Source organism: Sphingomonas sp. BK481 (assembly GCF_014194875.1).
GTDB classification, from domain to species: Bacteria; Pseudomonadota; Alphaproteobacteria; order Sphingomonadales; family Sphingomonadaceae; genus Sphingomonas; species Sphingomonas aerolata.
The window spans coordinates 135907-157633 of sequence record NZ_JACIAP010000006.1; the positions used below are offsets into that span (position 1 = coordinate 135907).

Consider the following 21727-nt stretch of genomic DNA (forward strand, 5'->3'; position numbering starts at 1 on the left):
GCGGCGTACGCTCACTTGACGGGTGCCTTGGTCGCGGCGGCGACCTGCGCGGCGCCGCCGAGCCGGGCGACCGTCTTCAGCGCATAATAAAGCTGGAAGTCCTCGACCCCCTGCTTCTTCAGCGCCTCGGGCGTCGCCAAGAAGCGCGGATCGTCCTTGGTATCTTCCTCGAGCACCGCATTGTCGGCCTTCACCTCGTTGATCAGGTGACGGCGCAGATCGGCCTCGCGGAACACCGGGCGCGCCTTGTGATCGGGATCGCTGATCTGCGGCACGCGAATATCGGGTTCGATCCCGCCCTCCTGCACCGACCGGCCCGACGGCGTGAAGTAGCGCGCGGTCGTCAGGCGCAACGCGGTCTCGGGGCCGAGCTGAAGCACGGTCTGGACCGATCCCTTGCCGAAGGTGCGTTCGCCCATGATCAGCGCGCGGTGATGATCCTGCAGCGCGCCGGCGACAATCTCGGAGGCCGACGCGGTCCCCGGATCGGTCAGCACGACAACCGGCAGGCCATGCGCGTCATCGCCAGGCTTGGCGTAGTAGCGCTCGATATCCGTCTTCTCGCGGCCACGCTGCGACACGATCTCACCGTGATCGAGGAACGCGTCGCTGACCGCGATCGCCTGGGTCAGCAGCCCGCCGCCATTCTGGCGTAGGTCGACGACATAGCCGAGCGGGCGATGCCCCAGCGACTTGTCGATCGCCATGATCGCCGCGCGCGTGTCCGCGCCGGTATTCTCGCTGAAGGTGTTGATGTTGATATAACCGACATCGCCGCGCACCTCCCATTTCACCGGCTTCTGGACGATGATTTCGCGCAGCATCGACACGTCGAGCGGCTTGTCGCGACCCGGCCGGACGAGCCCCAGCGTGATCTTGCTGCCGGGCTTGCCGCGCATCTGTGCGACCGCCTCGTCGAGCGAATCGCCGTAGATCAGCTTGCCGTTGATATGCGTGATGTAATCGCCCGACTTGACGCCCGCGCGCGCGGCGGGCGAGTCTTCCTGCGGCGTCACGACCTTGATCGCGCCGTCCTCCATCTGCACCGTCAGGCCGAGGCCGCCATAATTGCCTTCGGTCATGATCCGCAGATTCTCGTAATCCAGCGCATCGACATAGCTCGAATGTGGGTCGAGGCTTGCGAGCATCCCCTGGATCGCGCCCTTGATCAGCGTCTTGTCATCGACCTTGTCGACATATTCCGCCTTCACGCGGTTGAAGACGTCGAGAAACTGGTCGAACTCGCGATACGTGTCGGTATCGACCGCCGCCATCGCCGAGGTGGCCAGCGGCACGAGGGTTAGCGCGCCGAGGATGGCGGTAGCGGTAAGGATCGGACGTGGCATCTAAGGTCCTGAAACCGGGGGAAGGCACAGCGTAGCGGTATAGTGCGCGCGGAGCAAAGCCGCGACGGTCTTCGCGGTCTGGCGAATGGACGCCGGACCGGTTCGTCGTTGATTAGCCGATCAATGCAGCCGCGTCGACGGGTCGCCCGCGCCGCCGAAGCTCGACCGTGATCAGCGGATCCTCGCCCCCCGGCGCGGTGCCGATCCGCGATCCGGCGACGACGCGAACGCCCGGTTTCACCCCGCTGTCGGCAAGCCCGGTCAACAGCGTCGTCCAGCCATCGCCATGATCAAGGATCACGATCCGGCCATAACCGCGAAACGCCCGCGCATAACGGACGATGCCCGCCGCCGGCGCGACCACGCGCGCGTCCGGCGCAACCGCGAAGGTCAGGCCGCGCGATCGCACGCCCACATCGGACACCGCGTCGAAGCCGGTGACGAGCCGACCGCGTACGGGCAGGCGATAGGCACCGCGGACGCGGGCGGCGGGGATGCTGCCGGGGGCAAGCGGGCGCGGCACCGGCCCCGCCAGCGCCGCCAGGTCGAGCGCGGTCGCCTCCGCACTGCCCGACTCGGCGAGGCTGTCGACCAGGTCGCGCGCGCGCTCGCCCAGCGCGATCGCGCGATCGGATTCGCCGATCGCGCCGCGCCCCAGTGCCTGGCTGCGACGGCGATGCGTCGCTTCGAGTTTGGCGAGCGCGACGCGTTGTGCCTCGAGCCGGATCCGTCCGTCACGCAGCGCGCGTGCCGCCTGCGCTGCGCCCGTCTGCAGGCGCCGGGTCCGCCGGAGCGCGGTGCGCACCGCGTCGGCCCGCAGCCGGACCGCAGGCAGGGCGGTGCCCAGAACCGCACGGACATGGACGAGATCGTCGACTGATCCGGGCTGTGCGACCGCGACGATCGTTGGCCGCCGCGCGAGCGATTGCAGCGCCGCCAGCAACCGCGCGATCGGCGACTGGACGACCCCCAGGGCCGCGCGCTGTTCGGTGAGCAGCTGTTCGAGGATGGCGAGGCGGATCCGCGCGGCGGCGATGTCGGCGCGGGTCGCGTCGATCCTTGCGGCCATCGCGCGCGCTTCGGCCCTGGCGCGCTCGGCAGCGTCGCGCTCCTGCGACGCGGCGGCGGCCAGACGTTCGGCGCGTATCGCCGCGATCCGCGCGCCGCGTCTCGCCTCGATCAGTCGCTGCTGCGGTGTCGCCGCCGCACTCGCGCGCGGGGTGGCGGCAAGACCAAGGGCGACTGCCGCGAACAGCAACAGCACTGCCGATGACAGGCGCGATGACGCGGTGATCCGCATCGTCAGCCTTCGCGGTGATACGGGTGGTTGGCCAGGATGCTCGTCGCGCGGAAGAGCTGTTCGGCGAGCATCGCCCGCGCGAGCAGATGCGGCCAGGTCGCGCGCCCGAAGGAGACCAGCAGGTCGGCCTCGTCGCGCGCGGCATCGTCGAACCCGTCGGCCGCGCCAATCATGAACCGCGCCTCGCGCACGCCGTCGTCGCGCCACCGCTCAAGCACGCGCGCGAACGCCATGGACGACAGCACGTCGCCCTTTTCATCGAGCAGGATCCGCCGGGTCTGGTCGCCGACCGGGGGCATCCGCCCCCCCGTGTCGGGAAGCTCGGACACCTTGGTCGGCCAAGCGATGCGCTTCAGATAGCGATCGACGAGTTCGGCTTCGGGCGATCGCCCGATCCGGCCACGGGCGACGATATGCAGCAGCATCGCCCGCGCACCCGGGTCAGTCTTGGTCGGACAGGTCGGCGAACGGAGCGGTCGGTGGCGTCGGCGCATCGCCGAACGCCCACATCCGCTCGAGATTGTAGAAGCTGCGGACTTCGGGGCGGAAAAGGTGGACGATGATGTCGGTGGCGTCGATCAGGACCCAGTCCGCGGTCGGCAGCCCCTCGATCTTCACCGGACGCTTGAACTCGGCCTTGATACGCTCGGCCAGCTTCTGTGCCATCGAGGCGACCTGGCGGGTCGAACGGCCGCTGGCGATCACCATGTAATCGGCGATGCTCGTCTTGCCCGCGAGCGGGATCGAGATCGTCTCGACCGCCTGGTCGTCGTCGAGCGACGCGAGGATCAGGCGATGCAGCGCCTCAACCTCTTCGGGGTCGGTCGCGCGAGGGGCAGTAGGGGAAGTGGCCAAGTCAGCTCCTGGGTCAGGTTACCGGCCCGGCAACATGCTGGAACCAGTCGGGATTTTCGGCGCGCAGGCCGGTTGCGGAGGTCGGGTCGGGTCGGAAGCGCAACAGCACAAGGGCCGGCAATCTCCACGTCGTCCAGCTCTTCGCATGGTCTGTGCGCCGTTGGAAGCGCCGCAGCCAACCCATCGCGGGGGCCGCGAGGGCGCGCCCGTCATATCCCGGCCGAGCGATTACCGCAATCGGAACCTCGCGGGCGATCGCGCGCCAGTTCTTCCACCGGTGGAAGTCGGCAAGATTGTCGGCGCCCATCAGCCAGATGAAGCGGATCTTCGGATGGCGCCGCCTGAGCTTGCGGATCGTGTCGAGCGTATAGCGGGTGTGCAGCCGGGTCTCGATATCGGTGGCGCGGATCGGGGCGCGCCGCGCCATCCGCCGGGCAGAGGCGAGCCGCGCGGACAGCGGCGCCATGTCGCGCGCCGCCTCTTTCAGCGGATTGCCCGGCGAGACGAGCCACCACGCCTCGTCGAGCGCGAGCGCCTCGATCGCCGACAGCGTGATCGCGCGGTGCCCCCGATGCGCCGGGTTAAACGAACCGCCGAGAATGCCGATGCGGGTCATGGCGTCACGCGCGGCGCCGATCGGCCCGACACCTCACCCGCGCACCTGCCCCGTACCGCGCCCGATCCACTTGTAGGTCGTCAGCCCCTCCAGCGCGACCGGGCCGCGCGCGTGGAGCCGCCCGGTGGCGATGCCGATCTCCGCACCCAGTCCGAATTCGCCGCCATCGGCAAACTGGGTCGAGGCGTTCCACAGCACGATCGCGCTGTCGACCTGCGCGAGAAACCGCTCGGCGACATCCGCATCCGCCGCTACGATCGCATCGGTATGATGCGATCCGTGCCGCGCGATATGCGCGACCGCGCCGTCCAGCCCGTCGACGATCGCGACCGAAGCGATCGCGTCGAGATATTCGGTATCCCAGTCCGCCGCGTCCGCCGCCGCGATTTCGGGGACCAGCTTACAGGCGTCCGGATCACCACGCACGACGCATCCCGTCGCCGCCAGCCGCTCGATCAGCACCGCCGCCCCCGCATAGCCGCGGTCGATCAGCAGCGTCTCCATCGCGCCGCAAATGCCGGTCCGGCGCATCTTCGCATCGACCACCACCGCCGCGGCCATCGCGGGGTCGGCGGATGCATCGACATAGACATGATTGATCCCGTCGAGATGCGCGAGCACCGGCACGCGCGCCTCGGCCTGGACACGCGCGACCAGGCTCTTGCCGCCGCGCGGGATGATCAGGTCGATCGCGCCGTCCGCCTTGAGCATCGCCCCCACCGCTGCGCGGTCGGTGGTCGGGACCAGCTGTACCGCGTCCGCGGGGACCCCACCCGCGGCGAGGCCTTCGATCAGGGCGGCGTGAATCGCACGATTGCTTGCGACGGCTTCCGATCCGCCGCGCAGGAGTGCGGCATTGCCTGCCATTACGCACAACGCCGCGGCGTCGGCCGTCACGTTGGGCCGGCTTTCATAGATGATCCCGATCACGCCGATCGGTACGCGGACCCGGCTGAGGACGAGGCCATTGGGACGCGCACGCGAATCCATGATCTGGCCGACCGGATCGGCGAGCGCGGCGACCGCGGCGACGCCGTCCGCCATCGCCGAAATCCGTCCGGGATCGAGCCGCAACCGATCGAGCAGCGCCCCCGACAGCCCCGCGGCGGCCGCGCGCGCCATATCCTCGCGGTTCGCCGCCTCGATCGTCGCCGCCGCGTCGCGCAGTGCCGCAGCCGCAGACACCAGGCCTGCGGCCTTGCGCGGAGTCGGCAGCGCCGCGAGAACGCCAGATGCGACGCGAGCGCGCGCGCCCATATCGGCGATCAGGGTTGCGGGGTGCGTCTCGGCGTCGGGAAGGTCGTTCATGCCATCCGACTATCACGCCAAACCGACTCGCGCCAACGCCCGGGCTGCGTTACGCTTGCGTTATGAACGGGGACATGGGGGCAGCGGCGGACATCGCCACGGGGGCATTGGTCGGGCGCGCGTTCGAACCATGTGCGGGCGAATCGACTGCGATCAGCAGGGCGCATGCAACGGACGCGCTCTGTCTCAATTGCGGCACCGCGCTGATCGGCGCGCACTGCCATGCCTGTGGCCAGGCCGCGCATGTCCACCGGTCGCTCGGCGCGATCGGGCATGAGATCGCGCATGGCGTGTTTCATTTCGAGGGCAAGATCTGGCGCACGCTGCCGCTGCTCGTCCTGCATCCCGGCACGCTCACCCGGCGCTACGTCAATGGCGAGCGCGCGCGGTTCGTCTCGCCACTCGCGCTGTTCCTGTTCACCGTCTTCCTGATGTTCGCGACGATCGGCGCGGTCGGTGGCGAGATGACCGACGAGATCGCCGCCCCCACGACGCGCGACCGCGCCGAATTCGCACGCGGGCTGGACGAGGCCCGTGGCGACCTTGCCCGCATCGAGCGGGACCGCGCGATCGCGGTGCGCACAGGTCAGTCGACCGCCGATCTCGATACGCAGGCACTCGTCCTGCGCGGCAGCATCCGAGCGCTGACGAGCGCAAGCGGCACGACCAGACGCGACACGGACGACTTCACCTTCACCGACGTGAAGAAGACCGGCTGGCCACTGCTCGACCGCGGCATCGCCAAGGCGAACGCGAATCCCGGGCTGATGATCTACAAGCTTCAGTCGAGCGCGTATAAATATAGCTGGGGGCTGATCCCGCTCTCGGTGCCGTTCATGGCACTGCTGTTCCTGTGGCGCCGCAAGCACCATCTCTACGACCACGCGATCTTCGTGACCTATTCGCTGGCGTTCATGATGCTGCTGGTGATTGCACTGATGCTCGGCGGCATGGCGGGGCTGGCAAGCGGGTGGATCGTCATGGCGGCGTTGCTCGTCCCGCCGGCCCACATGTTCGCGCAGCTTCGCGGCGCCTATACGCTCGGCAAGGTTTCTGCGGGCTGGCGTACCATCGCGCTGCTCACCTTCGCGTTCACCGTGCTGATCGCGTTCGTCGTGCTGATCCTGCTGCGCGGTCTGACGGAGTAGACCTGGCCGCCAGCGGTTGCTCGGCTTCGCCTCGATGAGCCCCTCCCCGCGTCCGGCTCACTCGCTCACCGACACGGGTATAAGTTTGCCAGCACGCGCGCATAGCCGTCCTTCAACGGCCGCTTCTGATAACTCGCCGGCAAATCCGACAGGCCGTCGAGCATGTCCATGATTCCCACCGACTCGCCCTCGGGGACGCAGGCGATCGGCGGCTTGCCTGCCGCCGCACGTGCCGCCCGCTCGGCCTTCAACTGCGTCGTCGCGGCCTTCGCCTCCGCCTTCAGTGCCGGGAAGTCGGGCGACATCAATGCCATTGGCCCCTGGTCGCGGAGCGCATTGGCGCGGGCGAGAAACGTCCCCACGGTCATCGCCGCGGACGCGGGCACCGCCATCCCACCCACGAGTATCGCCGCGATCACGGCCTTGGGAAGCACATACGACATGGGCGGCCTTTCCGAAGAAAAGACCGCCCATGGAGGCATTTAGCTGACTAGCCGCTGAACCGGATCAGGCGCCTAGCGGGGTCGGCGTTCCGAACGGCCCATTGGGTCGCCGGGTCTTGGGGATCGACGTCCCCGCCTTTGGTACGAGGCTAGCCTTCGCACCCGGATCCGGCCGGTCGAGATCTTCGCCCGCGATCAGCTGCTTGATCTCGTCACCCGTCAGCGTCTCATATTCGAGCAGCGCGCCCGCAACCGTGTGGAGCTGGTCGACATGATCGCTCAGCACCTGCTTGGCGCGGTCGAGACCGCCTTCGACGATCCGCTTGATCTCGTCGTCGATCAGCTGCGCCGTCTGGTTCGACATGCGCGACGGACGGCTCGACGAGTAACCAAGGAACGATTCACCCTCGGGCTCGCCATATTCGAGCGGGCCGACCTTGTCCGACATGCCCCAGCGCGTGACCATGTCGCGTGCCAGACCCGTGGCGTACTGGATGTCGCCGCTCGCGCCCGACGAGACCTTGTCGTAGCCGAAGATGACCTCCTCGGCGACACGACCACCCATCGACACCGCGAGGTTCGCGTACATCTTGTCGCGGTGATAGCTGTAGCTGTCACGCTCGGGCAGACGCATGACCATGCCCAGCGCACGACCGCGCGGGATGATCGTCGCCTTGTGGATCGGATCCGAGGCAGCCTCATGCATCGCGACGACGGCATGGCCGGCCTCGTGATACGCGGTCATGCGCTTCTCGTCGTCGGTCATGACCATGGAGCGACGCTCTGCGCCCATCATGACCTTGTCCTTGGCCTCTTCGAACTCGGCCATCGCCACCAGGCGCTTGCCCTTGCGCGCCGCGTGCAGCGCCGCCTCGTTGACGAGGTTGGCGAGATCGGCACCCGAGAAGCCCGGCGTACCGCGCGCAATGACGCGGGCATCGACGTCGGGTGCGAGCGGCACCTTCTTCATGTGCACTTCGAGGATCTTGATCCGGCCCTCGATATCCGGGCGGGGCACGACGACCTGGCGATCGAAGCGACCCGGACGCAGCAGTGCAGGGTCGAGCACGTCGGGACGGTTGGTCGCGGCAATAATAATGATGCCCTCGTTCGCCTCGAAGCCGTCCATTTCGACCAGCAGCTGGTTCAGCGTCTGCTCGCGCTCGTCATTGCCGTTGCCGAGACCGGCGCCACGATGACGACCGACCGCATCGATTTCGTCGATGAAGACGATGCACGGTGCGGACTTCTTGGCCTGCTCGAACATGTCGCGCACGCGGCTCGCGCCGACGCCGACGAACATCTCGACGAAGTCGGAGCCCGAGATCGTGAAGAACGGCACCCCCGCCTCGCCAGCGATCGCACGGGCGAGCAGCGTCTTGCCGGTACCCGGCGAGCCGACCAGCAGAGCGCCCTTGGGGATCTTGCCGCCGAGACGGGCGAACTTGGTCGGGTCCTTCAGGAACTCGACGATCTCCTCAAGCTCCTCACGCGCCTCGTCGATGCCCGCGACGTCGGCAAAGGTGACCTTGCCTTCCTTCTGCGTCAGCATCTTCGCGCGGCTCTTGCCGAAGCCCATCGCGCCAGAGCCGGAATTCTTCTGCATCTGCTTCAGGACGAAGAACGCGATGCCGAGGAATAACAGGAACGGCAGCGACTGATAGAGCAGCAACGCCAGCATCGACGGCCCTTCCTCAGGCTTTGCGCTGATCGCCACGCCCTTTTCGCGCAGCTTGGGAACCAGCGTCGCGTCCTGGATCGGATAGGCCTTGAACTTCTCGCCGCTCGACAACGTACCCGAGATGATGTCGCGCGAGATGTTCACGTCCTTGACGGTGCCCTCGTCGACCTTGTCGAGGAACGCCGAATAGGCGATCGTGTTGCCGCTCGAGGTCGCGGTGCGGCCGTCGAACATGGTCACGAACAGCGCCAGCGCGACGAGAATGCCGACCCATATGAGCAGGCTCTTCATCCACGGGCTGCCATTTTCGGGGCCCTGTGGCTTGTTGCCGCGGTTGTCCCCTCGATTGTCATTGTCGTTCATGGGTGCCGGATACCTTTCGAACCTACAAGATAAGCGCGCGCAGGTTAATGGCAATGGAACAAGCCGCGACTTGGCAGCAATCAATGTGTCCGCGCGGGACGAATCTACACCGAGCGACGCGGCGGCGCGGGGCGGAAGCGCCAGACGCCCGCGCGGGGCGATGCGATCACTCCCGCCTGAGTCGCGCGCTTGCCCGCGATCAACGCATCGAGCAGCCGTTCGATATTGACCGCCGCGCTCCAGTCGCCCTCGATCGTGGCGGCCGCGTCCTGCCCGGCACCGTCGCGTGCGGCCTCCGTCACCGCATCACGCACCACGCCGATCGCGCGCCGGACCATGCGGCGCAAAAGCTCGCGCGGCACGTCGCCGACGGTCAGCCGGACCTCGCCCGCCGCGACTTTCGCACGGTCGGCCCAGAGCCATTCGACCGCAGCGCGGACATCGGCATCCGCCTCCGCCAGTGCCGCGGCCGCGCGCGCCAGATTGGGGGTGCCCAGCCATTCGTTCGCGCCGAGCAACCGACGAAATCGCGTGCGGTCATGCCGATCGTCGTGGTTCGACGGATCGTCGAAGAACGGCACCTCGGCGCGGCGGACGATCGCGCGAAGCTCCGCCCGGCGCCAGTCGAGCAGCGGCCGGATGACGGGGATGCCCGCGACCTCGGTCCGGGCGCGCACGCCTGCCAGCCCCGCCAGTCCCGACCCGCGCGCGGCGCGCATCAGGAACGTCTCGGCCTGGTCGTCGGCATGGTGCGCGGTGAGCACGCATCCTGCGCCGATCGCGCGCGCATGGTCCGCGAGCAGCGCATAGCGGACGGTGCGCGCCTGCGCCTGGATGCTAGCCCCGGTGATCGGCTCGGTCGGCGCCAGCGTCGCGTGGCGGATTCCGAACGTCGCGCAATGCGCCGCCACCATCGCCGATTCGCCCGCGGCTTCGGGGCGCAGACGATGGTCGACGCTGGCCACGGTGAAACCAGTCCCGAGCGATTCCTGCGCGAGCGTCAGCATCGCCATGCTGTCGGGTCCGCCCGACACCGCCAGCACGGGCGATGTTAGCCCCGCGCCAAGCCTTGCGACCTCCGCTGCAAAACGCTGGGCCTCCTCGGTGAGGACAGGATCGCTCATCCTGCCGGCCACCACACGCCGCGATCTGCGCTCACTTGCACTTGGCGGTGGCTCGTCCGGCAGCGACCTTGGCGGTCATGTCGCGTGAGAGCTTGGCGCCATAGACGTCGTTGAGCTCGTCATACACCTTGCACGCATCGGCGGACTTGTTCAGCTTGGTCAGCGACTGGCCGAGATAATAGAGGCTTTCGGACGCCCGTTCACCATCGGGCATCTTCTTGTAATTGTCGTAGAAGGCCATCGACGCGAGGCTCGGCTTGCCCTCGTCGAGATAGGCGCGGCCAAGCAGGTTCTGTGCATAGCTCGCGCGCCGATCCTTTGGATAGGTCGCGACCACCTTCTTCAGCTGCGTCTGCGCCTCGGCATAGCTCTTGGCCGCCCACAGCCGATAGCCGTAGAGATACTCGTCCTCCGCCGGATTGCCCGTCGACGGCTTCTCGACTGCGTTTGCTGGCCGCGCGGCGGCGGTGGCCCCCGATGGCCGCGCCGGCGGCCCGGCGTCCTCGTCCGGACCACCCGTACCCTCGACGTCCGATCCGGCTGCACCGGGCGCGCTGTTCGTCCGGGCCGTCTCGATCAGCTTCATCCGGTCGTCGGTCGCGCGCCGATACGCGTCGAACTGCTCCTGCAGCTGGCGGATCTTGTACTCAGTCTGCTCGACCTGCCCGGTCATCGACGCAATCTGCTGTTCGAGCGAGGTCACGCGCTGCGCCAGATCGGCGACCGCGCTGGTGGCGGGCGTGCCGGGACCGGGGCCTGCGGTCGTCTGCGGCCCCGTCACCTCGGGCTGCAACAACTGCCCGGCCCCGCCCGGAAACACCTTGCGCTGGACCGCGCGCATCTCGCTCTCGAGCTTGCCGACACGACCTTCGACGTTCGACTGTGCGGATGCCGCGACGGGCAGCGATGCACCGGCAAGCAGGATGCCGACGATGATGGATTTATGCATGGGCTATACCCCCCGGGGCACTGGATAAGACGAGCGATATAGCTGCAACATCATTCCTGTCGCCAGCCTTAAGGCGTTCCCGATGCATTGCCCGGCGCCCCCTCGGCAGCGGCATCGCCACCGCTCGCGGCAGGCGCGCCGTTGAGCCGTGCGGCGATCGCCGGGGCGCCGACGCGGACGTCCTTGATCGCGCGTTCGCCGGTTCCCAGCGGCGGCACGTTCGAGCCGTTGAGCGTAACCGTCAGCTTGTCCGGGCGACCGACGTTGATCATCGGATCCTTCGCGTCACGCGGCACGTCGAACCGATCGCCGGCCTTCATCGTCCCCAGATACAGCGTCTTGTTGTCGGCATCATAGACGCGCATCCACACTTCGTCGGTCGCGGCCAGCGTGACCTGCCCGGTCTCCAGCGCCGGCGCCGCGGGCGCCGCTGCGGGGGAGGCCGGCGTCGGGCTGGGCACTTCGGCAACCGTCGCCACCGATCCCGCCGCAGACCCGGACGTGGTCGCGCCGCCACGGAACAGGTCGGTGCCGTACCAGATGCCGACCAGGATCAGCACGGCCAGCGCGATGCCGAGCGCGATCACCGCCACGCCGCGCGACGGTACCCGCGACGGATCGGACATTTCATAGGGTTCGTATTCGGGCGTGCGGCGCACGATCTTGCCGAGCTCGGCACGCACGAGATTGGCTACGCGTACCTCGTCCGCGCCAACCGCGCGCGCATAGGCCTTGGCGAACCCGACCGCATAGGTCGACGACGGCAAAGTCGCGTAATCAGACGCCTCGATCGCCTCGAGATGCCGCAGCGGCACGCGCGTCCGGCCCCCGACATCGGCGATCGTCAGCCCCTGTGCCTCGCGCGTTGCACGCAGGATATCGCCGGCCCGTTCGGGCGAGGCGGGCGGAGGGATCTGCCCGGTTGCGACGTCGTCCATTCTTGTCTCCGATTATGGGCTGTAGCGCGCGCCCATCAAGGCGGGTCATGTTCCAGAGCCAATAACCCATGTCAACGCGAAGGCCCTAGCGAAACCCGCGCGTCAGGCGAGCTCGACACCGTTTTCCGTTGCCCAGTCGGTCAGCACGGCGCGCATGTCGCGCGGTGGATCGGCTAGCAGGGCCGTCATCTTCGCGGTGATCGCCGCCAGATCGAGCGAGCGCGCCATCGCCTTGATCGGCCCGACCGCCGCCGGGGTGATCGACAGCCGGTCGATCCCGATCCCCGCGAGCGCCATCGCCTCGAGCGGCCGCCCGCCCATCTCGCCACACACGCCGAGATCGACACCGGCGGCACGCGCGGGCTCGACGAGCCGGGCAAGGAACCGCAGGATCGACGGGCTCAGCCAGTCATAGCGCTCGGCGAGCTTGGGATTGGCGCGGTCGGCGGCGAACAGGAACTGTGTCAGGTCATTGGTGCCGACTGACAGGAACTGGATCTTGGGCAGCAGGATGTCGAGCATCTCGGCAAGTGCCGGCACCTCGAGCATCGCGCCGTAGCGGATCGTCGTCGGCAGCTTGCGCCCGCGCCCCGCCAGCCAGCTTCGCTGCGCCTCGAACAGCGCCTTGGCCTCGTCGAATTCCCAGGGTTCGCTGACCATCGGGAACATCACGTTAAGCGTGCGCCCCGCCGCCGCCTCCAATAGCGCGCGCGCCTGCACCTTCATCAGCCCGTCGCGCTCGAGCCCCAGCCGCAGCGCGCGCCAGCCCATCGCCGGATTTTCCTCATCCGCGGCGGCCTTGTTGAGATAGGGCAGCGCCTTGTCGCCGCCGATATCGACGGTACGGAAGATCACCGGCCGATCGCCCGCTACCTCCAGCACCTCGCGGTACAGTCGCTGCTGGCGCTCGCGCTGCGGCAGCGTCGCAGATACGAGAAACTGGAATTCGGTCCTGAACAGGCCGATCCCGTCCGCGCCGGTGATGTCGAGCGCGGCCGCATCGTCGCGCAACCCGGCATTGACCATCAGCGTCAGCCGGTGGCCATCCTTCGTGATCGGCGGCACGTCGCGCAGCGCCGCGAACGCCGCCCTGCGCTTCTGTCGCAGCGCGAGCCGCGCCTCGAACGCCTCCTCCATCGCCGCGGAGGGCCGCGCGAAGACATTGGCGTCGGCACTGTCGAGCAGCAGCAGGTCGCCCTCGGCGATCAGCCGCCGGACGTCGCGGACACGGCCGAGCACCGGCACGCCCATCGCCCGCGCGACGATCGTCACGTGCGCGGTGAGCGATCCCTCCTCGAGGATCACGCCCTTCAACCGCCGCTTGTCATATTCGAGCAATTCGGCCGGCCCCAGATTGCGCGCGATCAGGATCGTGTCCTGCCTGAGCCCCATCTGTGCGGCGGTACCCATCTGGCCCGACACGATCCGCAGCAGGCGGTTCGCCAGATCCTCCAGATCGTGCATCCGGTCGGCGAGCAGGGGATCGTCGATCTGCCGCATCCGCTGGCGGGTGCGCTGCTGGACGCGCTCGATCGCCGCCTCCGCAGTCAGGCCGGAATCGATCGCCTCGTTGATCCGCCGCGCCCAGCCCTCGTCATAGGCGAACATCTTGTAGGTCTCGAGGACCTCCTCATGCTCGCCGCCGACGCCGAACTCGGCCTCGCGCGTCATCCGCTCGATGCCTTCGCGCATCTTGTCGAACGCGGCATAGACACGGTGCCGCTCGGCATCGGTGTCCTCGGCGACGGTATGCTCGATATGGATGCGCGGCTGGTGGAACACGGCAAAGCCCGCGCCCATCCCGTCGACCAGCTTCTGCCCCGGGATCCGCATCGCCGCGGTCGATTGCGGGCGATCCGATCCGCCGCCCGCGGTGTCGATCAGCCCGGCATTGGCGATCAGCTCGCTCAGCACCATCGCGACGGTCTGCAGCGCCTCGATCTCGACGTCCTGATATTTGCGCGTTTCGGCATGCTGCACTGCAAGAACGCCGACCGCGCGTTCGCGCCGGATGATCGGAACCCCGGCAAAGCTGTGATAGCGCTCCTCGCCGGTCTCGGGCTTGTAGGCGAAATCGGGATGGCTCGCCGCCTCATCGAGATTGAGCACCTCGACCTGCTGCGCGATCGTGCCGACCAGCCCCTCGCCCAGCGCCAGCTTGGTGACGTGCACCGCCTCCTGCGCAAGGCCGCGCGTCGCGAACAGCTCGAGCACGCCTTCGCGCAGCAGGTAGATCGAACAGACCTCGCTATCGATCGCCGCGGCGATGATACCGACGACCGAATTGAGCTTGGCTTGCGCGGTCGTGCGCGCGGCCATCACGTCGTGAAGGCTGGTGAGGATCTCGCGGGCGGAGGCGGCGGCCGAAACGGGCATGGGGAGGAGCTACCAGATCAAGCGCTTGGGTGCCACGCAACAAAAGTATTCTTCTGCGCAAGCCCGGTCGATCGTCATTGCTGCATGCCCCGCCTCAAACGTCGAACAGCCCGTCCTGGCTCCCAACCGGCGGGTTGAGTCCGAGATGCTTCCAGCCGCCCGCGTTCATGCACCGCCCGCGCGCGGTCCGTGCAACGAGGCCGAGCTGGATCAGATAGGGCTCGATCACCTCTTCGATGGTGTCGCGCGGTTCGCTGAGGCCCGCTGCCAGCGTCTCGACCCCGACCGGACCGCCGCGATAAATGTCGGCGATCATCATCAGATAGCGCCGGTCCATTGCGTCGAGCCCCAGCGCATCGACCTCGAGCCGGTTGAGCGCGGCGTCGGCGGTGCGCGCATCGACGATCTCGGCGCCCGCGACGTCGGCAAAGTCGCGAACCCGGCGGAGCAGCCGCCCGGCGATGCGCGGCGTGCCGCGTGCGCGCCGCGCCACCTCCATCGCCCCGTCCTTCGAAATCGCGAGACCGAGCAGTCCGGCCGCACGCGTCACCACCCGCTCGAGCTCGTCGACGGTATAGAATTGCAACCGCACCGGGATGCCGAAGCGATCGCGCAGCGGCGTCGTCAGCAGCCCCTGTCGCGTCGTCGCGCCGACCAGGGTAAAGCGCGGCAGGTCGATCCGCACGCTGCGTGCCGAGGGCCCCTCGCCGATCATCAGATCGAGCGCACGGTCCTCCATCGCCGGGTACAGCACCTCCTCGACAGCGGGCTGCAACCGGTGGATCTCGTCGATGAACAGCACGTCGCCATCCTCGAGATTGGTCAGCAGCGCGGCGAGGTCGCCCGACTTGGCGATCACCGGCCCCGAGGTGGCGCGGAACCCCACCCCCATCTCGCGCGCGACGATCTGTGCGAGCGTCGTCTTGCCGAGCCCCGGCGGCCCGAAGAACAGCACATGGTCGAGCGCATCGCCGCGTGCCTTGGCCGCCTGGATGAAGATGCGCAGATTCTCGCGCGCGGCCTTCTGCCCGACGAATTCGTCGAGATTCTTGGGGCGCAGCGCCGCATCCACGTCCTCGGGGCGGCGGGCTGGCGTGAGCAGGCGTTCGGCATCGGTCATCAAGCCCGTTCCCTACCCGTTCACGCCCGCCCCTGTCACCCCGTCGCGCGCGTCTCGCCCGACCGGCCTACCGAATTCACGGGATCAGCCGGTCCGCGCGCAGCTGCGCGAACAGGTCGAAGAACGCATCATCGGTCGGCTGATAGCGCGTAAAGCCCATCCGCCGGCTCTTGCCCATGTCGGTGACGACCTCGATCGGCCGGCCGAGATCGGCATCGGTGTGCCACGGCGAGGCGAGACGCGTGAGATCCGCCTCGACCAGCCCCTCGCGCTCTGCGATCCGCTGCCACACGACCGCGTCATCGGCCATCTGCTCTTCGAGCGGCACGACCGTCCCGTCGAACGGCGCCGCCTCGATCCCGAACCAGTCGGCGATCCGCGACCACATCCAGCTCCAGCGGAACACGTCGCCATTGACGATGTTGAAGTCCTGGTTCGCCGCCTCGGGCGTCGTCGTCGCCCAGACGAGCTGCGCTGCGAGCTGGCGCGCGTCGGTCATGTCGGTCAGCCCGTTCCACTGCGCCGCCGATCCCGGAAAGCGGAACGGCCGCCCGGTCTCGCGGCAGAGCGTCGCATAGGCCGCCAGCGTCGTCCCCATGTTCATCGCATTGCCGACCGCCTTGCCGATCACCGTATGCGGACGGTGCACGCTCCAGCTGAAGCCGTCGCGCTCGGCCGCCGCGAACACTTCGTCCTCCTGCGCATAATAGAAATTCTCGACTTCGAGCCGGCCCTGCTCCTCGCGGAACGGCGTCTGCGGCAGCACGCCCTTACCATATGCCTCGAATGGCCCGAGATAATGCTTGAGGCCCGTCACCAGCGCGACATGCCGCACCGACTTGGCGGGACGCAGGCCGTCGAGCAGGTTGCGGACCATCGCGCCGTTGACGCGGATATTCTCCGCCTCGGTCGCCTGGCGCGACCAGGTCGAGACGAACACCGCGTCGGGCGCCAGATCCTTCAGCGCGGCGGCGGTACCCGCAGCGTCGGTCAGGTCGGCAGCAACCGGGTGCACGCCGGGCTGGTCGGACGGACGCCGCGCGAGGCCATGAACCGTCCATCCCTGTTCGATCAGCAGCGCCGCCGTCGCGCTGCCGACAATACCGCTCGTGCCAACCACCAATGCCGTCCGGGCCATCGTCATTCTCCGTTTCACTTGAACGCAGTAGCTAGGCATCGCCAGCGACGCGTTCTAGACGGCACCATTCGGGGCCCCGGGCACCTTTCGGGACCCAGCGACGTTCAGGGACCCAGCATGACGACTACCCCCGATCCCGATCCCGCCCCGATTGCCGACGACTGGCGCGAGGATTGCGCACCGCGCCGGGTGCTCGACCTGTTCGCGACCAAATGGACCAGCATGGTCCTCCACACACTCGACGCGCGGCACGAGGGCGGCGCGCGCACCGGCGTCCTCCACCGCAGCCTGCCCGGCATTTCGAAGAAGATGCTGACGCAGACGCTGCGCGACATGGAAGGCAGCGGGCTGATCCTGCGCGACGTGCTCGCGACGATGCCCCCCGCGGTCGAATATCGCCTGACGCCGCTCGGCAGGCGGTTCGTCGAGCCGGTCAACCTGCTCTACGACTGGGGCCGCACCAATGCCGATGCGCTCGACGCGTTCGGCCCCGGCCCCGCGCCCCGCCGGTCCGCGAAACGGCCGAAGACCGACTGAGACTAGGGCTTCGACGCCTTGCGCAGCGCCAGCCGGACGAGCGCGTCGAGCGTCGCGCCAGGCCCCAGTTCCTCGTCCGCCGCCGCCACCGCGACGCTCGCCTCGGCAGGCCGGAAGCCCAGGTTGAGCATCGCCGACACCGCATCCGCCGACGCCCCTGGCGCCGCATTGACCACCGCGGGGCCGAGCCCGAGTGCGATCCCGCCGACCTTGTCCTTCAATTCCATGACGATACGCTGGGCGAGCTTCGGCCCGACGCCGTTCGCGCGCGCGACCATCGCCTTGTCGCCGCTGGCGATCGCCCGTGACAGGTCGACGGGTTCGAGCGCGGACAGGATCGCGAGCGCAACCCGCGCGCCGACGCCTTGCACCGCGGTCAGCAACCGGAACCAGTCGCGCTCATCGGCGCTCGAAAATCCGACGAGCCGCTGGAAATCCTCGCCGACCAGCAGTTCGGTGAAGACGGTGCAGGCCTCGCCGATCGGCCCGAGTGCCGACAGCGTGCGTGCCGACGCGCCGACCAGATAGCCGACCCCGCCGACGTCGATCACCGCATGGTCGATCCCGGTCGAATCGAGCCGGCCCTTCAGATGGACGATCATGCGCCTACTCCCGTGCGTCGCGACAGCGCCGCCGCGCTCGCGACATGATGCGCGTGCGTGATCGCCACCGCCAGCGCGTCGGCGGCATCGGGGCCGGCGAGTTTCGCGCCGGGCAGCAGCACCGCCATCATCGCCTGAATCTGTTTCTTGTCCGCGCCGCCGGTGCCGACGACGCCCTTCTTGACGGTCGAGGGGTGATATTCGCCGATATGCAGCCCCGCCCCGGCCGCCGCGAGCAGCACCACGCCGCGCGCCTGCCCCAGCTTCAGCGTCGACTGCGCATTGGTGTTGCCGAGCACCTCCTCGACCGCAGCGCCATCCGGCCGCTCCGCACGGATGACGTCGAGCAACGCCGAATACAACGCCGTCAACCGCCGCGGTAGCGCCATCGACGGATCGGTCCGGATCTGGCCATTGGCGATATGGCTCAGCCGGTTACCGTCCGCACGGATGACACCCCAGCCCGTGGTGCCGAGGCCAGGGTCGAGTCCGAGGATGATCATGCGAAGAAGGAAGACTGGTTCGCGCGGAGGCGCGGAGGCGCGGAGGGGGTGCGCACTCGGCTCTCGTCGCGCGTTAGCGCAACTTTCACGCCATCGGGCTTGCCTGCAGGTGTGACGCCGCTGGCGCGGAAGACGCGTGCGCGAAGCACCTCTCTCCGCGCCTCCGCGTCTCCGCGCGAACCAATCCTTCTTCTCACTGGCTCAACCCAGCGTCTCCATGATCTCGTCCGAGATCTCGTAATTGCCCCACACCGTCTGCACGTCGTCGTCATCGTCGAGCGCGTCGATCAGCTTGAACAACGTCGCCGCATCGTCCGCATCGACCGCGACCATGGTCTGCGGCCGCCAGGCGAGCTTCGCGCCCTCGGCCTCGCCAAGCGTCGCCTCGAGCGCCTTGGCGACTTCGTGCAGATCGCCCTGCGCGGTCCAGACCTCGTGCCCGTCCTCGCTCGACGTCACGTCCTCGGCCCCCGCCTCAAGCGCAGCCTCGAACACCGTGTCGGCATCGCCCGCGCTGGCGGGATAGGAGATCAGCCCGACGCGGTCGAACGCATGGCTGACCGAACCGCCGGCGCCCAGGTTGCCGCCATTCTTGCCGACCGCGACGCGCACGTTGGTTGCGGTACGGTTGCGGTTGTCGGTCAGTGCCTCGATGATCAGCGACACGCCGCCCGGGCCGAAGCCCTCATAGCGGATCTCTTCGTAATTCTCGGCATCGCCGCGGCTCGCCTTGTCGATCGAGCGCTGGATGTTCTCCTTGGGCAGCGACGCCGCCTTGGCCGCATTCACCGCCGCGCGCAGGCGCGGGTTCATGTCGACATCGGGCAGGCCCATCTTGGCCGCAACCGTGATTTCCCGGCTGAGCTTGCTGAACGCCGACGAGCGCTTCTTGTCCTGCGCACCCTTGCGATGCATGATGTTCTTATATTTGGAATGGCCTGCCATCTGTGCCTCTATAGCTAATGCGCCGCTCTTAGGCTCCGGCACCCGATTTCGCCAGAGCATCGATTTTCGCGTCGATCGCGTCGAGCCGCGCGAGCACCAGATGGTCGATCTTGTGATGCACGCGCAAAATGTCGAGCTCGGCGCGCAGATTGGTCTCGTAATCGAGGCTCGCGGCGAGCCGGTCCTTCGCCGATTGCCGATTCTGGCTCATCATGATGATCGGCGCCTGGATCGCCGCGACCGTCGACAGCAGCAGGTTGAGGAAGATGTAGGGATAGGGATCGAACGCCGCGTTGAAATGGGTGAGGATGTCCGAATTGAGGATCATCCAGCCGAGCAGCACCGCAGTGAACGCGATGATGAACCCCCACGACCCGCCGACCGCCGCAACCCGGTCCGAGAGCCGCTCGCCGAACGTCGCGCGTTCGTCGGCCAGGTCGGCGGCGTCGCGACTGACCGTAGTCCCCGCCTCGATCCCCGCGAGCACGCGGCGCTGCTCGTCGTTGAGCTCGCCGGGGGGCTTGCCGAGCAGGTGGTGCGAGAGATCGTCGAGCGGAGAGGATGTAACCATGCGAAAGGCGTAACCGCGATTGCGGATTAAGCCAGCGCGCAAAACCGCGCTTGCGACGAGACCCGCGAAAGACTCCTTGCCCCGATGCGCCCGCACCTGCCAAACGCGCGGCATGACGGTTAGCGTGAATATGGGCACCGACGGCAATGGTACGGCCGTCGGCGTCGACCTGGAGGAACTTCTCGCCACGCGCCTGCTGGTGCAGGGCAATTCGGGATCGGGAAAATCGCATCTGCTGCGCCGCCTGCTCGAACGGTCGGCGGGGCATGTCCAGCAGATCGTGATCGATCCCGAGGGCGATTTCGTGACGCTCGCGGGCCCGCATGGCCATGTCGTGATCGAGGCGGGCGACTATAGCGAACGCGAAATCGCGCGCATCGCCACCCGCCTGCGCGAACACCGGACGTCCGCTGTGCTCAGCCTCGAGGGACTCGAGGTCGAAGGGCAGATGCGCTGTGCCGCATCGTTCCTCTCCGCGCTGTTCGATGCGCCGCGCGAGCATTGGTATCCGGTGCTGGTGGTCGTCGACGAGGCACAGATGTTCGCGCCCGTCACCGGCGGCGAAGTGTCCGAAGAGGTCCGCCGTGCCTCGCTCGCGGCGATGACCAACCTGATGTGCCGCGGCCGCAAGCGTGGTCTCGCCGGCGTGATCGCGACTCAGCGTCTGGCGAAGCTCGCGAAGAACGTCGCGGCGGAAGCATCGAACTTCCTGATGGGCCGCACCTTCCTCGACATCGACATGGCACGCGCCGCCGATCTGCTCGGCATGGAGCGGCGTCAGGCGGAGGCGATCCGCGACCTCCAGCGCGGCACGTTCATGGCGCTCGGCCCCGCGGTCTCGCGGCGGCCGATCACCGTGAAGATCGGCGACGTCGCCACCTCGGCACGCAGCGGCAGCCCCAAGCTCACACCGCTCCCGAGTGCCGCGCCGATGGACCTGCAGGACCTGCTGTCCGAGCCCGTGGTCGACGCCCCCGAACTCGGCCTGCTCTTCGATTCGCGGCCACGGCGCGTTCCGGCGGAAGAACTGCTCGACGGTATCGCCCGCCCGCCCGAGCCGCGCACCGCCGCGCCCCCGCCGCCCGAGAAGACCGAAGACGAGGTCGAGGCGGTCTATGCCGACGTGTTCCGCGCGATCGTCGAGGATCCCGAATCAACGCTGCGCCCGCCTTCGGTGCTGTTCCAGGACTTCCAGGTGCGCTGCCGGATGGGCGGCCTCGCCAAGCCCCCGCTCGATCTGCCGGGCTTCGTCCGCCGGCTGAGCTGCGCGCGCGCCGGCATCTTCGACATGACCGACGAGGCGTGGACCGCGGCACTCGATGTCGCCAGCGGCCTGCCTGACGACATGCTCGGCGCCTTCCTGCTGGTCGCACGCGCCGCGCGTGAGGGCGAACCCTGCCCCTCCGACGCGCGCATCGCCGCGACCTATGGCACCAGCTCGCTCGGCCGCGTGAAGCGCCTGATCGGCTATATCGAAAGCCGCAACCTGATCGTCTGCCGCACAGACCTGGCGGGCAAGCGCTCTATCACGATCCCGGGACTCGGCTGGACGACACTGCCGGCAGAAGCGGCTTAACTAGACCGCGAAAGCGAAGACCAGTCCGGCGACCACGCCGATCTGCACGATCGCGATCATCTGCAGCCGGCCGACGAACTGCTGCTTGCGGGTCTTGTGGCGAAAACGACGGCGCGCCCAGAAGGCGCCGGGGCTGCCACCGAGCGCTGCGAACCAGAGCAAACGGGATTCGGGGATGCGCCATGCGCCACCGCGCGATCGGCGCTTGTCCAGCGCGAACGCGGCGACCGTGACCGCGTTGATCACCAGAAACAGAAATGACGCCGCAGCGATCGATACGAGCATGGC

Annotated in this window: 22 protein-coding genes; 3 read left to right on the forward strand and 19 right to left on the reverse strand. The window is 68.1% G+C overall.

Going from position 1 to position 21727, the window contains the following annotated elements; translation table 11 throughout:
* Positions 1-11: 11 nt before the first annotated feature.
* The 6 genes from FHY04_RS13330 to FHY04_RS13355 form a co-directional block, all read right to left on the reverse strand.
* Positions 12-1346 carry a S41 family peptidase gene (locus FHY04_RS13330; protein WP_056679059.1) on the reverse strand — a complete coding sequence of 445 codons (1335 nt, stop codon included), beginning with the start codon at positions 1344-1346 and terminating at the stop codon, positions 12-14.
* A gap of 112 nt (positions 1347-1458) precedes the next feature.
* Positions 1459-2646, reverse strand: coding sequence for a murein hydrolase activator EnvC (locus FHY04_RS13335; RefSeq protein ID WP_159511566.1), 1188 nt, complete (start codon positions 2644-2646; stop codon positions 1459-1461).
* A 2-nt stretch (positions 2647-2648) separates the two neighbouring features.
* Entirely contained in the window at positions 2649-3071 is a 423-nt protein-coding gene (locus tag FHY04_RS13340) for a 23S rRNA (pseudouridine(1915)-N(3))-methyltransferase RlmH (RefSeq protein ID WP_183936790.1), read from the reverse strand.
* 16 nt (positions 3072-3087) lie between these two features.
* On the reverse strand, positions 3088-3501 hold the full coding sequence (gene rsfS, locus FHY04_RS13345; protein WP_031395980.1) for a ribosome silencing factor: 414 nt from the start codon (positions 3499-3501) through the stop codon (positions 3088-3090).
* A gap of 13 nt (positions 3502-3514) precedes the next feature.
* Positions 3515-4117 carry a nicotinate-nucleotide adenylyltransferase gene (locus FHY04_RS13350; protein ID WP_183936791.1) on the reverse strand — a complete coding sequence of 201 codons (603 nt, stop codon included), beginning with the start codon at positions 4115-4117 and terminating at the stop codon, positions 3515-3517.
* A 33-nt stretch (positions 4118-4150) separates the two neighbouring features.
* A complete protein-coding gene (locus FHY04_RS13355) occupies positions 4151-5425 on the reverse strand; it encodes a glutamate-5-semialdehyde dehydrogenase (protein ID WP_183936792.1) in 1275 nt (424 codons plus the stop codon).
* Positions 5426-5487: 62 nt separating this feature from the next.
* Here FHY04_RS13355 and FHY04_RS13360 point away from each other — a divergent pair, with 62 nt between their 5' ends.
* Positions 5488-6573 (forward strand): DUF3667 domain-containing protein, encoded by a 1086-nt coding sequence (locus tag FHY04_RS13360; protein ID WP_183936793.1) that lies wholly within the window; start codon positions 5488-5490, stop codon positions 6571-6573.
* 65 nt (positions 6574-6638) lie between these two features.
* On the opposite strand, the gene FHY04_RS13365 is transcribed toward FHY04_RS13360, so the two are convergent.
* From FHY04_RS13365 to FHY04_RS13400, 8 genes are all read right to left on the reverse strand, one after another.
* A complete protein-coding gene (locus FHY04_RS13365; RefSeq protein WP_236701807.1) occupies positions 6639-7016 on the reverse strand; it encodes a hypothetical protein in 378 nt (125 codons plus the stop codon).
* Between the two features lie 64 nt (positions 7017-7080).
* The gene (ftsH, locus tag FHY04_RS13370) at positions 7081-9060 is read right to left on the reverse strand and encodes an ATP-dependent zinc metalloprotease FtsH (protein WP_031396187.1); all 1980 of its coding nucleotides are present in this window, start codon (positions 9058-9060) and stop codon (positions 7081-7083) included.
* A gap of 104 nt (positions 9061-9164) precedes the next feature.
* A complete protein-coding gene (gene tilS, locus FHY04_RS13375) occupies positions 9165-10184 on the reverse strand; it encodes a tRNA lysidine(34) synthetase TilS (RefSeq protein ID WP_183936794.1) in 1020 nt (339 codons plus the stop codon).
* A gap of 31 nt (positions 10185-10215) precedes the next feature.
* The gene (locus FHY04_RS13380; protein WP_183936795.1) at positions 10216-11133 is read right to left on the reverse strand and encodes a YbgF trimerization domain-containing protein; all 918 of its coding nucleotides are present in this window, start codon (positions 11131-11133) and stop codon (positions 10216-10218) included.
* A gap of 68 nt (positions 11134-11201) precedes the next feature.
* Positions 11202-12071 carry a helix-turn-helix domain-containing protein gene (locus tag FHY04_RS13385; RefSeq protein ID WP_043158400.1) on the reverse strand — a complete coding sequence of 290 codons (870 nt, stop codon included), beginning with the start codon at positions 12069-12071 and terminating at the stop codon, positions 11202-11204.
* Positions 12072-12173: 102 nt separating this feature from the next.
* Positions 12174-14447: a phosphoenolpyruvate--protein phosphotransferase gene (gene ptsP / locus FHY04_RS13390; protein ID WP_031396191.1), complete on the reverse strand. Its 2274-nt coding sequence runs from the start codon at positions 14445-14447 to the stop codon at positions 12174-12176.
* Positions 14448-14541: 94 nt separating this feature from the next.
* Positions 14542-15567, reverse strand: coding sequence for a Holliday junction branch migration DNA helicase RuvB (gene ruvB, locus FHY04_RS13395; RefSeq protein ID WP_031440317.1), 1026 nt, complete (start codon positions 15565-15567; stop codon positions 14542-14544).
* Positions 15568-15643: 76 nt separating this feature from the next.
* Positions 15644-16705 carry an SDR family oxidoreductase gene (locus FHY04_RS13400; protein ID WP_037532038.1) on the reverse strand — a complete coding sequence of 354 codons (1062 nt, stop codon included), beginning with the start codon at positions 16703-16705 and terminating at the stop codon, positions 15644-15646.
* Between the two features lie 117 nt (positions 16706-16822).
* Between FHY04_RS13400 and FHY04_RS13405 the strand changes: the two genes are divergently transcribed.
* Entirely contained in the window at positions 16823-17242 is a 420-nt protein-coding gene (locus FHY04_RS13405) for a helix-turn-helix domain-containing protein (RefSeq protein WP_183936796.1), read from the forward strand.
* 2 nt (positions 17243-17244) lie between these two features.
* On the opposite strand, the gene ruvA is transcribed toward FHY04_RS13405, so the two are convergent.
* The 4 genes from ruvA to FHY04_RS13425 form a co-directional block, all read right to left on the reverse strand.
* On the reverse strand, positions 17245-17844 hold the full coding sequence (ruvA, locus tag FHY04_RS13410; RefSeq protein ID WP_031440320.1) for a Holliday junction branch migration protein RuvA: 600 nt from the start codon (positions 17842-17844) through the stop codon (positions 17245-17247).
* Positions 17841-18347 (reverse strand): crossover junction endodeoxyribonuclease RuvC, encoded by a 507-nt coding sequence (gene ruvC, locus FHY04_RS13415; protein WP_031395213.1) that lies wholly within the window; start codon positions 18345-18347, stop codon positions 17841-17843. Before ruvC ends, ruvA begins: the two co-directional genes overlap by 4 nt.
* A gap of 201 nt (positions 18348-18548) precedes the next feature.
* Positions 18549-19292 (reverse strand): YebC/PmpR family DNA-binding transcriptional regulator, encoded by a 744-nt coding sequence (locus tag FHY04_RS13420; RefSeq protein ID WP_183936797.1) that lies wholly within the window; start codon positions 19290-19292, stop codon positions 18549-18551.
* A 28-nt stretch (positions 19293-19320) separates the two neighbouring features.
* Positions 19321-19863: a DUF1003 domain-containing protein gene (locus FHY04_RS13425; protein WP_183936798.1), complete on the reverse strand. Its 543-nt coding sequence runs from the start codon at positions 19861-19863 to the stop codon at positions 19321-19323.
* A gap of 112 nt (positions 19864-19975) precedes the next feature.
* Between FHY04_RS13425 and FHY04_RS13430 the strand changes: the two genes are divergently transcribed.
* A complete protein-coding gene (locus FHY04_RS13430; RefSeq protein ID WP_183936799.1) occupies positions 19976-21439 on the forward strand; it encodes an ATP-binding protein in 1464 nt (487 codons plus the stop codon).
* On the opposite strand, the gene FHY04_RS13435 is transcribed toward FHY04_RS13430, so the two are convergent.
* Complete coding sequence (locus FHY04_RS13435; protein ID WP_183936800.1) at positions 21440-21724, reverse strand: DUF1294 domain-containing protein; 285 nt, start codon at positions 21722-21724, stop codon at positions 21440-21442.
* Positions 21725-21727: the final 3 nt, after the last annotated feature.

Bases quoted from the DNA above. Each gene is read 5' to 3' on its own strand.
- ruvA (WP_031440320.1), bottom strand. From the start codon at position 17,844: ATGATCGTCCATCTGAAGGGCCGGCTCGATTCGACCGGGATCGACCAT.
- ruvC (WP_031395213.1), bottom strand. From the start codon at position 18,347: ATGATCATCCTCGGACTCGACCCTGGCCTCGGCACCACGGGCTGGGGT.
- FHY04_RS13420 (WP_183936797.1), bottom strand. From the start codon at position 19,292: ATGGCAGGCCATTCCAAATATAAGAACATCATGCATCGCAAGGGTGCG.
- ptsP (WP_031396191.1), bottom strand. From the start codon at position 14,447: ATGCCCGTTTCGGCCGCCGCCTCCGCCCGCGAGATCCTCACCAGCCTT.
- FHY04_RS13405 (WP_183936796.1), top strand. From the start codon at position 16,823: ATGACGACTACCCCCGATCCCGATCCCGCCCCGATTGCCGACGACTGG.
- FHY04_RS13340 (WP_183936790.1), bottom strand. From the start codon at position 3,071: ATGCTGCTGCATATCGTCGCCCGTGGCCGGATCGGGCGATCGCCCGAA.
- FHY04_RS13360 (WP_183936793.1), top strand. From the start codon at position 5,488: ATGAACGGGGACATGGGGGCAGCGGCGGACATCGCCACGGGGGCATTG.
- FHY04_RS13400 (WP_037532038.1), bottom strand. From the start codon at position 16,705: ATGGCCCGGACGGCATTGGTGGTTGGCACGAGCGGTATTGTCGGCAGC.
- FHY04_RS13365 (WP_236701807.1), bottom strand. From the start codon at position 7,016: ATGTCGTATGTGCTTCCCAAGGCCGTGATCGCGGCGATACTCGTGGGT.
- ruvB (WP_031440317.1), bottom strand. From the start codon at position 15,567: ATGACCGATGCCGAACGCCTGCTCACGCCAGCCCGCCGCCCCGAGGAC.
- ftsH (WP_031396187.1), bottom strand. From the start codon at position 9,060: ATGAACGACAATGACAATCGAGGGGACAACCGCGGCAACAAGCCACAG.
- FHY04_RS13385 (WP_043158400.1), bottom strand. From the start codon at position 12,071: ATGGACGACGTCGCAACCGGGCAGATCCCTCCGCCCGCCTCGCCCGAA.
- FHY04_RS13430 (WP_183936799.1), top strand. From the start codon at position 19,976: ATGACGGTTAGCGTGAATATGGGCACCGACGGCAATGGTACGGCCGTC.
- FHY04_RS13355 (WP_183936792.1), bottom strand. From the start codon at position 5,425: ATGAACGACCTTCCCGACGCCGAGACGCACCCCGCAACCCTGATCGCC.
- tilS (WP_183936794.1), bottom strand. From the start codon at position 10,184: ATGAGCGATCCTGTCCTCACCGAGGAGGCCCAGCGTTTTGCAGCGGAG.
- FHY04_RS13330 (WP_056679059.1), bottom strand. From the start codon at position 1,346: ATGCCACGTCCGATCCTTACCGCTACCGCCATCCTCGGCGCGCTAACC.
- FHY04_RS13435 (WP_183936800.1), bottom strand. From the start codon at position 21,724: ATGCTCGTATCGATCGCTGCGGCGTCATTTCTGTTTCTGGTGATCAAC.
- FHY04_RS13335 (WP_159511566.1), bottom strand. From the start codon at position 2,646: ATGCGGATCACCGCGTCATCGCGCCTGTCATCGGCAGTGCTGTTGCTG.
- FHY04_RS13425 (WP_183936798.1), bottom strand. From the start codon at position 19,863: ATGGTTACATCCTCTCCGCTCGACGATCTCTCGCACCACCTGCTCGGC.
- FHY04_RS13350 (WP_183936791.1), bottom strand. From the start codon at position 4,117: ATGACCCGCATCGGCATTCTCGGCGGTTCGTTTAACCCGGCGCATCGG.
- FHY04_RS13380 (WP_183936795.1), bottom strand. From the start codon at position 11,133: ATGCATAAATCCATCATCGTCGGCATCCTGCTTGCCGGTGCATCGCTG.